Here is a 15,008-nt window from a genome sequence, read left to right on the forward strand (position 1 = left end):
GCCGGTATGACAGAACGGTATTTGCCATGCAAAGCGCAAATTGCCCCATATCGCCATCAAGGCTGGTTTTGGGGCGGTGCCTGAAGCTGCTTGCGGATTTGCGATCAGCGAAAATATCCATGCGGATGACATATTCGCTGCTCTGGACAGATCAAACCTACCACTTTCTTGTTATAATGCAAAAGAATTTACAATTTAAACGTAAGAAAGTTGCTCTGGTGCTTTCAGGCGCTGCCGGCTGCTCGACTATCTGTGACTGAAGCGAAGGCGGATGCCAGCGTGCGGGTCAGCACAGTGGGGGCGATGGGCTTATGGAAAACCGGAATTCCCGGATAACGTGCCGCAAGCTTTGCAGGCAGACCGCCGCCGGTGTGGATGACCACGAAAGTGTTTGCCTTCTTCAAACGGTCCAGAACCGGTTCGACATTGCCATCGATCAGGTCGACGTCGAGAATCGCGGCATCGACTTTATGTGTGTTGATGAGATCAAGGGCTTGCCGGACGCTGCCGACTGGCCCGATCACGGTGCCGTTGGCGTCTTCTACAGACGCGGCGACGTCGAGTGCTACGAAGATTTCATCCTCGACGACTAGAATCCGGCGTTGTTCAAGATCGTTCATCACGTTTCTCGCTGCCTCCTTGAGGTTGGCGCTACGAAGAAAATGCGCGAGCGCAGACAGGAGTTCCCTTCATCGACAGAATAAACCATTTAAGGTGAATCAATTCTTTACCGCAGGAGAAGGGGCGGACGTCGAAAAATCCCATGCCAAAAAACCGTCAGAAAGCAGTAAAAGTCAGTGTGGTCAGCGAGCGCACGATATTGGGAATGTTGAGCACGTTCTCGTTGATGAACTTGCCGATATCATCACCCTCGGCGACATAAATCTTGGCCAGAAGGTCAAACTCGCCGCTGGTCGAATAAAGCTCGGAGACGATCTCGCGCTGGTATAGCTCATCTGCCACTTCATAGGTCTTGCCGGGCGCGCACTGCAATTGCAGGAAAACGGGTTTCATATCTCTTCCTTTCGCCAAGGGCGTAGATTGACTGCTGAAGCTGACGATATTTCTGGTTCAAACACGGACAGGCAGCGGAAATCAAGTACTCAAAAATGAGTGTCGCAACGCTTCAACATTGTCGACGCGATGGATCACATTGCGGTGAGCCGTGGTGATATTGAAACAACATTCGTGTATTGCCGTGTTTCAGGAGTTTATAAACGTACTATGAAATTCATTCCCGCTCTATTTTCCGTCTTTCTTTTGTCTCTGGCAACCGTCCCAGTTCCCGTGTTTGCAATGAATGCGTCTATGCAAGCCCAGCTCGAAAAGCTCGATCCCGAGACGCGGCTGGAACAGCGGTGTGATGTCGAGGCCATGGAGCGCATTGCGCGCGAACACAGCAACTATGATGTGGACAAGGCGCTGGCCTATGCTTTTTCAGATACTGTGGTGAAAAAGAACGTCTTGCGGGCGGATGGTGCGGCATTTCGCAGCCGCGAACACTGGTACCAGCTTTCTTACATTTGCAAGACGGATGATGCTCACATTAAGGTTCTGTCTTTCGAATATAAGATTGGACCGGAAGTGCCGCAAAGCCAGTGGAGCAAGCACTATCTCGTTCCATGATTTTCTCGACCTATGGCAAGGGAATTTCCGGAATTCCCACGGATCATAAAATCATGATCCCCTGTAAATTTATGGAACCTCTCGCTCTGCGATAGATTATTATTGCTCGGGTATTTTTGGAATGGTGTGGAAAAATTATTCCTGAAACACTTGGAATGCTGCGCGGATTTTTCGTTGTCGTATTAAATATTGGGTGGCTTGTAGCATCCCGTTGATGAAGACCTCTGATACTGTCCTGATAATGGAAACATGGAGGCGGACATGAAACGATCGAGATTTTCACTGACCATTGCATCCTTTGTGGCGTTGGCTTCGCTTGCCGCCACCGTTCAGGCAAGCCACGCGGATCAGACGCTGTTGAACGTGTCCTATGATCCGACACGCGAACTCTACAAGGATTACAACGCGGCTTTTGCCAAGCATTGGAAAGATGAGACGGGCGAGACTGTTACCATCCGCGCCTCGCATGGTGGCTCTGGCAAGCAGGCGCGTTCGGTGATCGACGGCATCAAGGCCGATGTGGTCACGCTGGCACTTGAAAGCGATATCGACGCTATTGCCGATCTTTCCGGCAAGATCGACAAGGACTGGCGCAAGCGCCTGCCCAACAATTCCGCCCCCTATACTTCGACCATTGTTTTCCTCGTGCGCAAGGGCAACCCAAAAGGCATCAAGGACTGGGGCGATCTGGTCAAGGACGGCGTCGAGGTCATCACGCCCAATCCTAAAACATCAGGCGGCGCGCGCTGGAATTATCTGGCAGCCTGGGCATGGGCGCATAAGGAATATGGCGGCGACGAGCAGAAGATCAAGGAATACATAACTGAGCTGTTCCGCCATGTGCCGGTGCTTGATACCGGCGCACGTGGCTCTACGACGACTTTTGTACAGCGCCAGCTCGGCGATGTGTTGCTGGCTTGGGAAAACGAAGCCTATCTGTCGGTGGCGGAGTTTGGTGAAGATGCCTTCGATATCGTCGCTCCGCCTCAGTCGATTCTGGCCGAGCCGCCCGTGGCGCTTGTCGACAAGAATGCCGAGGAAAACGGCACCACGAAACTCGCACAGGCCTATCTCGAATATCTTTATTCACCTGAAGGGCAGGCGCTTGCTGCCAAGCACTTCTATCGCCCGTCCAAGCCGGATGTCATTCCTGCCGATCAGCAGCGTGAGTTTCCAGCCTTGACGCTGGTGACGATCGATGATCCGATTTTCGGCGGATGGGCAAAAGCGCAGCCCGAGCATTTTGGTGATGGAGGAACCTTTGACCAGCTTTACAAGCCCGGCAAATAACGGGTCCAGTCGATAAGGGGCTCACATGACAAGCCGAACAGCATCAATAAAGAGGGAACAAAATAGAGTATGGCTTCGCTCCCTGCACATGGCGTTGCTAGGTGGCACTTTAAAAAGCCGAGCGTTATTCCTGGTTTCGGACTGACGTTCGGTTTTAGTGTTGCCTATCTGACGCTTCTTATTCTCATTCCGCTCGCAGCGCTCGTGCTGCGTTCGACCGATGTTGGCCTCTCCGGTTTCTGGCGGATCATCACCGACGAGCGCACGCTTAAAGCGCTGGAAACAAGCTTTGGTACGGCTTTTATAGCGGCAATGGTCAATGTCGTCTTCGGCGTTATTCTGGCCTGGGTTCTGGTGCGTTATCGCTTTCCGGGACGGCGGTTTGTCGATGCAATTGTCGATATTCCTTTTGCGTTACCCACGGCTGTGGCCGGTATTGCGCTGGCTTCTATCTATGCGCCCAATGGCTGGATCGGCAGCCTGCTTGCACCCTTTGGCGTGCGCGTCGCCTTCACACGTCTCGGTATCATCGTGGCACTGATTTTCATCGGCCTGCCTTTCGTCGTGCGCACCGTTCAGCCGATCATGGAGGAAATCAGTCGCGAGGTAGAGGAAGCCGCAGCAACCCTGGGTGCCTCGCGCCTCCAGACCATTTTTCGCGTGCTGCTGCCGAGCCTTCAGCCTGCGATCCTGACCGGCTTTGCGTTGGCTTTTGCACGTGGCGTCGGTGAATATGGCTCGGTCATCTTCATTGCCGGCAATACGCCCTATGTTTCTGAAATCGCACCCTTGCTGATCGTTATCAAGCTTGAGGAATATGACTATGCCGGTGCCACGGCATTGGCCGTGGTCATGCTGGCGCTGTCCTTTGCGATGCTGTTTGTGATCAATCTCATCCAGGCATGGGCACGCAGGAAATATGCTCATGGCGCATGAAACCACTGTCCCCAAATCCAGCGCCGTGACCGAAAGCCTTGCAACCCGTATCGTGCTGATTGTGGTAGCACTGCTGTTTATCGCCTTGTTCCTGATCCTGCCGGTGGTGGCGGTTTTCGTCGAGGCGTTTCGCAAGGGGGCGGGCGACTATTTTGCAGCGCTCGTCGAACCTGATGCATGGGCCGCGATCAAGCTGACGCTGACGGTTGCAGCCATTGCCGTGCCGCTCAATCTGGTGTTCGGCATTGCCGCTGCATGGGCGATCGCCAAATTCGAGTTCAAGGGCAAGGCGCTGCTCACCACCTTGATCGATCTGCCGTTTTCCATCTCGCCGGTGATATCAGGCCTCGTTTTCGTGCTGCTGTTTTCAAGTCACAGCCTGCTTGGTCCGTGGCTTTCGCGCAATGGCATCGAAATCCTGTTTGCGGTGCCCGGCATCGTGCTGGCGACCGTGTTCGTAACCTTTCCTTTTGTGGCACGTGAACTGATTCCGCTGATGGAAGAACAAGGCACCGGCGACGAGGAAGCGGCGATTTCATTGGGGGCAGATGGTTGGCAGGTGTTTCGCTATGTGACGCTGCCCAATATCAAATGGGGGCTGCTTTACGGCGTGCTGCTCTGCAATGCCCGCGCCATGGGCGAGTTTGGGGCAGTCTCGGTGGTTTCAGGCCATATTCGCGGTCTCACCAACACGATGCCGCTGCATGTGGAAATTCTCTATAATGAATATAATTTCGTTGGGGCTTTTGCGGTGGCATCGCTCTTGGCGTTTCTTGCGCTGGTGACGCTTGGCGTCAAGATGGTGCTGGAAGCGCGGTATCGTGACGAACTGGCTGTCGGAAACGGCCATTGATGAAAACAGACGCAGCTCTGGTGCGAGCAAGGAAAGGCCTGCTTAAAGCGCTCGTCACGTCTCTCGGACGCTACACAAGGACGCGTCTCAACTCTTTGATTCTGCGTATTGTGCTTTACAAAAATCGATTCCGATTTTAGCGCCGATGCGTTAGCCTGTTGGTAAATCGTTGCGCAAGTGACGGGGGAAAGGATTTGGAATGGAAGTTCGTGTGGCCAGCGTGCGCAAGGAGTTTGCGCGCTTTCCGGCTTTGCATAATGTTTCGCTGGATATCCGTTCCGGCGAGCTGATCGCGCTGCTCGGCCCTTCAGGTTCCGGCAAGACCACACTTTTGCGGTTGATTGCCGGGCTTGAAAGACCGACTGAAGGCGCGATTTTCTTTGGCGACGAAGACGCATCCTATAAAAGTGTGCAGGAGCGCAACGTCGGTTTCGTGTTCCAGCATTACGCGCTTTTCCGTCATATGAGCGTTGCCGACAATATCGGCTTTGGCCTCAAGGTGCGCCCGGAGAAAATCCGCCCGAAAAAGGCGGAGATCAGGCGTCGTGCCCTCGAACTGCTTGATCTGGTTCAGTTGAAGGGGCTGGAAAATCGCTATCCGGCGCAGCTCTCAGGTGGCCAGCGCCAGCGCGTGGCGCTTGCGCGCGCCATGGCGATTGAACCCAAGGTTCTGTTGCTTGATGAACCGTTTGGCGCGCTCGACGCGCTGGTGCGCAAGGAATTGCGCCGCTGGCTGCGCGCAATCCACGACAAGACCGGCCATACGACCGTCTTCGTGACCCATGATCAGGACGAGGCGCTCGAACTCGCTGACCGTGTGGTGGTGATGAGCCAGGGCCGCATCGAGCAGATCGGCACACCCGATGAGGTCTATGACGATCCCAATTCGCCTTTTGTCTACGGTTTTATAGGAGAATCGAGCACGCTTCCGGTGCGCGTCGAAAATGGCGCGGTCTGGCTCACCGACCGCAATATCGGATTGAGCGTGGATCAAACGCGAGACAAGGTCACGCGAGGTGAAGCGCAGCTCTTCTTCCGTCCGCATGATGTCGAACTGGTCGAGGGCAGCGGTGGCTGTATTGCAGGTACCGTGGTGACAAGCCGTCGTTCTGGCGGTAAGCGGCGGGTGGAGCTGGAAATCGGCGGCGCTCGCGAGCGCGTCGAGATCGAAATTCCTGCCGAACATCCGGCGACCGAAAAAAGCCGCATCGCGTTTCGTCCGCGCTACTTCAAGCTTTTTGCCGCCGATGAAGCAGATAAACACTCAGACGCGGCCTGAAAGCAGAGCCCTTGGTATTTTTCGGTTCTTGCGTCAACTTCGGCGTAAGGGCCGTTTTTATTTTTTGCCTGATGATTTTCGTGTTCTCTAATATTTATCCATCGTTATCGGCAGTGGTATTATTTATATTTTCAGTATGTTACGGTTGTAAAAAACCAACTTTGTCATAACACAAGATTTCGCCCCAAAAAGAATTGTGCGTTGCGATTCAAACGGTTTGAAGATCACCACAGTGTTATGTCGCAATTTGGTCAAATGGTGCCGACATTCAGGGAACCGATTATGGATACCGCCGTTTTCCTGCAATGAGCATGAACTAAAATCTGGTATCCACCGCCGCAATTCATTTACCTCTTCGGAAAGGCTGTTAAGGCAGATGCCGGAAACGACTTCTTCGCACTCCAGTTCGACCCCGACCAAGACTAAATCGCCAGAGCCGCAAAAACCTGTGGAACCGAACTCCACGGATCGCGCTGCGGCGCAATCGGCCTCATCGCTGGTTCCGCCGGAGCAGCCATCGCCTCTGCGCGCTGTCTACAAAACAGAAGAGGAGCTTGCCGCACTTGCAAGTGCTGTTGCGCGCGGTGAGGATATCCCGCTGCCGGGCTACCTCAAGTTTCCTTTCGATCAGCGCCTGTCTGAAAACGGCAAGCTGATCTTGCACGCCTATCGCGGCTCCGATGCGGCCGCACGCGCAGGCGAAACGATTACACCTGCCGCCCAATGGCTTCTCGATAATCACTATCAGGTTGACAAGAACGTCCAGCAGACGCGCCGCGATCTGCCACGCCGCTTTATCGAACAATTGCCACCCTACAAAACGCCGGTGGCAAAATATGAAGGCATGCCGCGCATTTTCGCGCTGGCTTGGCTTTATGTGGCCCACACCGACAGCAATTTCTCACTGAAAACGCTGACGGCCATCGTGCAGGGCTTTCAGGAGGTCGAGCCACTCAAGATCGGTGAATTATGGGCGCTGCCTTCTGCCGTGCGCTATTTCCTGATCGAAAATGCGCGCCGTCTTGCGCTACGCGTTGACCGTGCGCGAAATATGCGCAATCTGGCCAATACCGCCGCCGATACAATCGTGGTTGCCGATGAGGCGAGCCTCGGTTCTGTTCTGGCGCAATATACGGCTGCCGCGCGCGACAGTACCTTTGCCACGCATCTGCTTTATCGCCTTCGCTCGGCCTCCACCGATACGGCGGCTGCCGCAAGCTGGCTTGAGCGGATTTTGCACGAGGAAGGCAGTAACGCGGAAGACGCCATCGTCGAGGAACATGCACGCCAATCGACAGGTGGCGTGACCATGGGCAACGTCATCCGCAGCCTCAAGTCCATTGACGATATCGACTGGGAAACATGGTTCGAAACCGTCAACGAGGTCGATGCCATCCTGCGCGATCACAGCGATTTCGAACTTCTGGATTTCCGCTCGCGCAACGCCTATCGTGTGACGATCGAGAAGCTCGCCCGCTATTCGGACATGAGCGAAATCGACATCACTTGGGCCGCCCTCAAGCTTGCCGAAGACGACAAGAGCGGGCAGGCAGCAAGTCAGGGCTCGATTGCCTATTATCTCTCCGGTGACGGTCGCAGGGAACTGGAAAAGGTCTGTGGCTACCGCGCACCCTTCGGCACGAAGGCGCTGCGCTTTTATCGCGGCCTGGGCCTGTTCGGGCTGTTCATTCCGACCGCGATCTTTACCGTCCTCATTCTGCTTTTAGTCAATTACTGCATGATCCGTGCCGGTCTCTCGACCGATCTGCGCACGCTGTTCACGCTGTTGGCTATCTTCCCGGCCATGGATGCGTCCTATTCGCTGTTCAATGCGCTGGTGCCGTGGTTTGTAGCGCCGACAAGGCTGATCGGCTTTGAATATAAGGAAGGCCTGCCGGAGGAAGCGCGCACGCTTGTGGCCGTTCCGACGTTCATCACTACACGCGATTCGGTCGATGAGCAGCTCCGCAATCTCGAAGTGCATTACCTGACCAATCCGCGCGGCGAAATTTATTTTGCGCTGGTCAGCGACTGGGTGGACGCGAAGCAGGAAATCACGCCTGCCGATATGGAAATCTACGATTATGCGCGTGAGGAAATCGACAAGCTGAACGTGCATTATACCGGCAGCGATCAGCCGCGTTTCTTTCTCATCCATCGTCGTCGTCTCTTCAACGAGAAGCAGAATGTGTGGATGGGCTGGGAGCGTAAGCGCGGCAAGCTGCATGAGTTGAACCTGCTGTTGCGTGGCGATCACGATACCAGCTTCTACCCGCCCGACGAGCGCCTGCCCAAAGACATAAAATATGTGATGACGCTCGACGCCGATACACGGCTGACGCCCGAATCGGTGACCAATTTGGCAGGCAAGCTCAGCCATCCACTGAACCGCCCGGTCATTGACGAGAAGAGCGGCAAGGTCGTGCGCGGCTATGGCATCTTGCAGCCCCGTGTTACGCCTTCGCTCACCACGGGCGACGAGGCCTCGTTCCTGCAACGCGTCTTCTCGGTCAATCGTGGCATTGATCCTTACGTCTTTGCGGTTTCTGACACCTATCAGGACCTGTTGGGCGAAGGCACGTTTACCGGCAAGGGTCTTTACGACATTGACGCCTTTGAGGCGGCGTTGAAAAGTCGTGTGCCGGAAAACACGCTTCTCAGCCACGATCTGCTTGAAGGCGGTTATGCGCGTGCGGCTCTCGTCAGCGATGTCGAGGTAGTCGAGGATTATCCGACCGGCTATAATGTCGATGTCTCGCGGCACCATCGCTGGGCGCGTGGCGACTGGCAGCTTCTGCCATGGTTGTTTTCCACCAGCCGCGGGGTGAGTGCCACCACGCGCTGGAAGATGGTCGACAATCTGCGCCGCTCGCTCAATCCGATCCTGTGGATCGTTGCCGCTGTAATCGGCTGGACGGTTTTGCCGCTCGGACCTGCTGCTGTCTGGCAGGGCTTCCTGATCGTCAGTATGTTCGTGGCGCCGACTTTCGGCATTGTTACCAATCTCATTCCGCACAATATGGATTATTCCATCAAGGGTCATGTGCAATCGGTAATGACCGATATTGCGCTGGGTACTGCGGATGTGGCGCTGCGTACCACCTTCATTGCCCATTCGGCCTTCCTGATGGCCGATGCCATTGCGCGCACGATCTATCGTCTGTTTGTCTCGCGCCGCGATCTTCTGGAATGGCGCACGGCGGCACAGGCCAAATCCTCGCCTGATACGCTGCTGTTCTACTTTCAGCTCATGTGGCCCGCGCTTGCCATTGCTGGGCTTGCTATACTCTTCCCGCTTGCCGTCCAAAGTCCGGCTGCTCTCATTGCAGCTCCCTTTGCGGTTATCTGGTTTGCTTCGCCCTTGATTGCATGGCTCGTTAGCCGATCGGCCAAGCCGCAGGACACGCTGGAGGTTCTCTCTTCCGACAAGGCCGATTTGCGGCGCTATGCGCGGCGCACATGGCGCTATTTCGCCGAATTTACCAATGCGGAAAACAATCATCTGCCACCGGATAATTTCCAGGAAGACCCGGCACCCGTCGTCGCTCAACGCACCTCGCCCACCAATATCGGCGTCTATCTGCTGTCGGTGGTGGCTGCGCGTGATTTCGGCTGGATCGGTTTCGATGAAACGCTCGAACGCGTGGATGAAACCATCAAAACACTTGATAGAATGGAGAAATACCAGGGCCATCTCTATAACTGGTATGAAACTCATACGCTGACGCCGCTGCGCCCGCTTTATGTCTCGGCGGTCGATAGCGGCAATCTTGCTGGTCATCTGGTGACGCTTTCCTCGGCTCTCGAAGAATGGGCGGAAGCGCCAAGCGTCTATTTGCAGGGTGACCTCGACGGTATTCTCGACGTTAATGACGTGCTTGAGGAAACAATCGCCAAAATCCCCGATGACCGTCGTATCCTGCGTCCCCTGCGCCGCCGGGTGGAAGAGCGTATTGCCAATTTCCGCCGCGCCGTGCGCACAATCAAGGAAGAGCCGGAAACCGCCTCATTCCGCACCATCAACCTGTCGCTGTTTGCCAATGACATCATGCGTCTGGTTGAGGAACTCGATAGCGAGATCGGTACACCCGCAAGTAGCGAAGCCCGCGTCTGGGCGCATACCCTGATCGACACCTGCAAGGCGCATACCGACGACGCCATTGGTGGCCGTGACACGGATCGATTGCGCGAACGTCTGCAAGACATGGCGACGCGCGCGCGTCAGCTTGCCTTCGATATGCAGTTCGGCTTCCTGGAGCGTAAGGAGCGCCGCCTGCTTTCCATCGGTTTCCGCGTGCAGGAAAACGAACTGGACGAAAGCTGCTACGATCTTCTGGCGTCTGAAGCGCGTCTGGCAAGCCTGTTTGCCATCGCCAAGGGCGATGTGCCGGTTGAGCATTGGTTCAAGCTTGGACGCCTTCTGGTTCCGGTCGGCTGGAAGGGCGCTCTGCTCTCCTGGTCCGGCTCAATGTTCGAATATCTGATGCCGCCACTGGTCATGTCCGAGCCGCTCGGCTCGCTTCTCGACCAGACCAACAAGCTCGTCGTGCAGCGCCAGATCGATTATGCCACCTCGCGCGGTCTGCCATGGGGTATTTCGGAAGCTGCGTTCAACGCGCGTGACGCTTACATGAACTACCAGTATTCTAATTTCGGCGTGCCTAATCTCGGTCTTCAGCGCGGCCTGTCGCGCAATGCCGTCATTGCGCCCTATGCGAGCTTGCTTGCCGCGCAATATCAGCCCGCAGCAGCGGTGGCCAATTTGAAGCGTCTGGAGAAGCTCGGCGCACTGGGCCGTTACGGTTTTCACGATTCGGTGGATTTCACGCCGTCGCGTGTGCGTGAGGGTGAAACCTGTGCTGTGGTTAAGAACTATTATGCCCACCATCACGGCATGGCGATCATCGCGGTCAACAATGTGATCTTTGAAGGCCGTATGCGCGAGCGTTTCCATTCCGATCCGGTGATCGAGGCAGCCGAGCTTCTGTTGCAGGAAAAGGCCCCGCGCGAAATCCCGATGATCTATGCCAAGACGGAAAATCCGATGCGGGTGGATTCGGGCGATTTCGACGATGCGCCGATGCGTATCGTCGACAAGCCGTTCAAGGCCCCGCGCACCACGCATATGATGTCGAACGGCCAATACGCGCTGATGGTGACGGCCAATGGTTCGGGTTACAGCCGCTGGCACAATTGGGACATCACCCGCTTCCACGCCGATGCTTCGGAAGACCTGCAAGGCACTTTCCTGTTTCTGCGCGACATGGAAAGCGGCTACTGGTGGTCGGCAACCGGCGAGCCGGTACGCAATGCGGAAGAAGAAACCAAGACCGTCTTCACCGAGGACAAGGCCGAATTCTACAAGACTGCTGGTGACATCAAGACAGTGATGGAAGTCATCGTTTCGTCGGAATGCGATGGCGAGGGCCGCAGGCTCGATATCATCAATACCTCTGCGCATGATCGCATGATCGAGGTAACGTCCTATGCCGAACTGGTTCTGACAGACAGCGACAGCGATGCCGCCCATCCGGCGTTTGCAAAAATGTTCGTCGAGACCGAAATTGCCGATAATGGCTCGACCATCTATGCCAAGCGGCGCAAGCGCGCGCCGTCCGACCCGGATGTCCATGTCGCGCATTTTGTGGCCGATCTGACAGGTGCGGTGCGCGAGATCGAGGTTGAAACCGACCGCCGCGCCTTTATCGGACGTGGACGCTCACTTCGCAATGCGGTCGCCTTTGACGCGGATACGAAATTTACCGGCAGTCAGGGTTGCGTGCTCGATCCCATTGCCTCGGTACGGACCCGTGTGCGCGTGCCTGCGCACAAAAAGGTTAGTCTGGTTTTCTGGACCGTTGCAGGCGGTAGCCGTGATGCGGTGGAACATGCCGTGGCACTGCATCGCCACCCGGAAGCCTTTGCCCGCGAGTATTCGCTGTCATGGACGAGTTCTCAGGTGCAGCTCTACCATATCGGTATCAAGCCTGCGGAAGCAGCCGATTACCAGAAGGTTGCGGCACATCTCCTTTACCCTGAACGCACTTTGCGCCAGCCGCCCGAGACCATCGCCAGTGGGCTCGGCAAACAGTCCGACCTGTGGCCGATGTCAATCTCGGGCGATTATCCGATTTTCGCGCTGCGCATCGACAACGAGGCCGATCTCGAAGTGCTGCGCGGTGTGTTGCGGGCGCAGGAATATTGGCGCTCCAAGGGCCTCATCGTCGATGTGGTCGCCGTTAACGAACGCGCCTTTTCCTATGCGCAGGATACGCAGCGCGCCATCGACTGGCTTGCGGAAGGTTTCCGTGCCCGCGGTGGCGAGCAACCGCATATCTTTGCGGTGCGCCATGACCAGATGAGTGAGGAAAGCTATAATACGCTGCTCGCCTCGGCGCGTATCGTCATGCATGCGCAGAACGGGTCGCTGGCAGAGCAATTGCGCCGCAGCGAGGAAATTACGGTCGATCTCGCGGCACGCGACGCAAGAACTGCGCTTATCGGCGAAAAAGAAGCGACCGCACCTGCCGTACCCGCAGTGATCGAACGTGGTGGCCGGGAAGAGCGCCCCATCGTCGTTGCGCCCAAGCAGGTCAACCGACCTGCTCCATCCGGTGATGATCTGCAATTCTGGAACGGCTATGGCGGTTTTGCCGAGGATGGTGCTTATGTCGTGCGCGTCAATGGTCGCACGTCAACGCCACACCCATGGATCAATGTGATTGCTAATCCGGGCTTCGGTTTCCACGTCTCGGCTGAAGGCTCGGCCTTTACATGGGCGGGAAACAGCCGCGATTATCAAGTCACGCCATGGGCGAATGATCCGGTGACGAATCGTCCGGGCGAGGCGATCTATCTGCTTGACCGCGAAACGGGCCGCTCCTTTGCACCTACCGCCAATGTGTTGCGCGATGAGGCTGTCACCTATGAGGCGCGCCATGGCTATGGCTACAGCACTTTTGCCGCTCAGCATGGTGAACTGGCGCTGGAATTGACACATATCGTGGATGCGGAAAAGCCGGTGCGCCTGTCACAACTGACAGTGACCAACAAGGGTCGCTCCAAGCGCAAGCTGCGCGCTTATGGTTATGTCGAATGGGTGCTCGGTAATGCTCGGGCCAAAAACGTTCCGTTCATCGTGCCGTCACAGGATGCGGAAACGGGGGCGCTTTTTGCCTCCAATCCCCATCATCCCGACAAAGCGGGCGAGGTCGCCTTTTATGCGGCAAGCCAAATGCCGCAGTCCGTCACAGCGGACCGTAGCGAGTTCATCGGTTCGACCGGCTCGGTGGACAGGCCCGAAGTGGTGCTGTCCGGCAAGGCGCTCTCCGGTACTGTGGAAGCGGGCCGCGATCCCTGCGCGGCACTGGCTGTCGATATCGAAGTCGGCCCCGGTGAAAGCCGCGAAATCGTCTTCCTTATGGGCAATGCCGATGGTAGTGACGCTGCAAAGGCGTTGATTGCGCAAGCAAAGGCTGCGCCTTTCAATGACAAGCTGATGGCTGCAAAAGCGCAGTGGGAGACCACCTTCAACAGTGTACAGGTGAAAACGCCCGATCCGGCTTTCGACCTTCTGGTCAATGGCTGGCTGCCCTATCAGGCGATCGCCTGCCGCATCTATGCGCGCGCGGCGTTCTATCAGGCAAGTGGTGCCTTCGGCTTCCGCGACCAGTTACAGGATACGCTGTCGCTGCTGCTGCTCGATCCGTCGCTGGCGCGGGCGCAAATTCTGAATGCCGCCTCGCGTCAGTTCCCTGAAGGCGATGTGCAGCATTGGTGGTTGCCTGCCACGGGCGCCGGGGTGCGTACGCTGATCTCCGACGATGTGGTGTGGCTTGGTTACGGCACCTCGCTTTATGTCGAGACGACCGGCGATAAATCCATCCTCGACGAGAGCCTGCCTTTCCTGAAAGGTCGTATGCTCAACGAGGGTGAACATGACGCCTTCTATGAGCCGGAAATCTCTGAGCAAACAGCAAGCCTTTATGAGCATTGCGCCATTGCACTCGATCTGGCGATAAAGCGCACCGGCAAGCACGGATTGCCGCTCATTCTCGGCGGCGACTGGAACGACGGTATGAACCTTGTCGGTGTCAAGGGCGAGGGCGAGAGCGTATGGCTCGGTTGGTTCCTTGCCTATACGCTAAAGCAGTTCATTCCGATTGCCGAATCCCGTAAGGATATGGCGCGCGCCAATGCATGGAGGCTGCATGTCGAAAGCTTGACCCAGGCGCTCGACCGCGATGGATGGGATGGCGAATGGTATCGTCGTGGCTTCTACGACAATGGAGCACCGCTCGGCTCTAAAGACAGCGATGAATGCCAGATTGATGCTATCGCGCAATCTTGGAGCGTGCTTTCCGGCGTCGCCGATCCCAAACGCGCAGAACAGGCAATGCGCTCGCTCGAAAGCCATCTGCTTGATGATGAGGGCGAATTGCTGCGCCTCTTCACACCGCCTTTCGACAAGACAGAGCAGGAACCCGGTTACATCAAGGGCTATCCGGCCGGCGTGCGCGAAAATGGCGGTCAGTACACCCATGGTGCGACATGGGCCATTCTGGCACTTGCCCGCATGGGCAAGGCGGCGGAGGCGTGGCGTCTGTTCTCGCTGTTCAGTCCTGTGAGCCATGGCCGCAACCCGGATGTCTACCGTGTCGAACCTTACGTGATCGCAGCCGACATCTATTCGGTTGAGCCGCGACGCGGGCAGGGCGGCTGGACCTGGTATACAGGTTCGGCGGGCTGGTTCTACCGCGTTGCGACCGAAGGCATTTTGGGCGTGACCCGACGCGGCGACCGGCTGCATTTCAACCCGGCCTTGCCGCCGGAGTGGGACGGCTACGAGGCCGATTTGTGCTTTGGCGATGCGCTTTATCACGTCAAGGTGGTGATGGGTGCCCAGTCTGCGGTGGTCAAGCTAGATGGCCGCAAACTCGCCAACCCCGAGGAGGGGGTGGAGATCAAGGCGGACGGCGAACATGAAATCGTCGTGGAGCTTCCCAAACAGTCATGAAATGATTA

The 15,008-nt window shown here is 56.4% G+C and carries 8 protein-coding genes; 6 read left to right on the top strand and 2 right to left on the bottom strand.

The annotated features are described in order from the left end of the window. Positions 1–224: 224 nt before the first annotated feature. Both AAIB41_RS10485 and AAIB41_RS10490 read right to left on the bottom strand, forming a co-directional pair. Positions 225–620 carry a response regulator gene (locus AAIB41_RS10485; protein ID WP_343313298.1) on the bottom strand — a complete coding sequence of 132 codons (396 nt, stop codon included), beginning with the start codon at positions 618–620 and terminating at the stop codon, positions 225–227. 157 nt (positions 621–777) lie between these two features. After that, positions 778–1,014 carry an Lrp/AsnC ligand binding domain-containing protein gene (locus tag AAIB41_RS10490; RefSeq protein WP_343313300.1) on the bottom strand — a complete coding sequence of 79 codons (237 nt, stop codon included), beginning with the start codon at positions 1,012–1,014 and terminating at the stop codon, positions 778–780. 210 nt (positions 1,015–1,224) lie between these two features. Between AAIB41_RS10490 and AAIB41_RS10495 the strand changes: the two genes are divergently transcribed. The 6 genes from AAIB41_RS10495 (at position 1,225) to AAIB41_RS10520 (ending at position 15,000) form a co-directional block, all read left to right on the top strand. Further along, a complete protein-coding gene (locus tag AAIB41_RS10495) occupies positions 1,225–1,626 on the top strand; it encodes a DUF930 domain-containing protein (RefSeq protein WP_343313302.1) in 402 nt (133 codons plus the stop codon). A gap of 261 nt (positions 1,627–1,887) precedes the next feature. Continuing rightward, complete coding sequence (locus AAIB41_RS10500) at positions 1,888–2,916, top strand: sulfate ABC transporter substrate-binding protein (protein ID WP_343313304.1); 1,029 nt, start codon at positions 1,888–1,890, stop codon at positions 2,914–2,916. Positions 2,917–2,985: 69 nt separating this feature from the next. After that, complete coding sequence (cysT, locus tag AAIB41_RS10505; RefSeq protein WP_343313306.1) at positions 2,986–3,852, top strand: sulfate ABC transporter permease subunit CysT; 867 nt, start codon at positions 2,986–2,988, stop codon at positions 3,850–3,852. Then, positions 3,842–4,705 (top strand): sulfate ABC transporter permease subunit CysW, encoded by an 864-nt coding sequence (cysW, locus tag AAIB41_RS10510; RefSeq protein ID WP_343313307.1) that lies wholly within the window; start codon positions 3,842–3,844, stop codon positions 4,703–4,705. Before cysT ends, cysW begins: the two co-directional genes overlap by 11 nt. A 199-nt stretch (positions 4,706–4,904) precedes the next feature. Continuing rightward, positions 4,905–5,984 carry a sulfate/molybdate ABC transporter ATP-binding protein gene (locus tag AAIB41_RS10515; RefSeq protein WP_343313309.1) on the top strand — a complete coding sequence of 360 codons (1,080 nt, stop codon included), beginning with the start codon at positions 4,905–4,907 and terminating at the stop codon, positions 5,982–5,984. A 376-nt stretch (positions 5,985–6,360) separates the two neighbouring features. Next, entirely contained in the window at positions 6,361–15,000 is an 8,640-nt protein-coding gene (locus tag AAIB41_RS10520) for a glucoamylase family protein (RefSeq protein ID WP_343313311.1), read from the top strand. Positions 15,001–15,008 lie beyond the last annotated feature (8 nt).

This window comes from Brucella sp. BE17 (genome assembly GCF_039545455.1).
Lineage (GTDB): Bacteria > Pseudomonadota > Alphaproteobacteria > Rhizobiales > Rhizobiaceae > Brucella.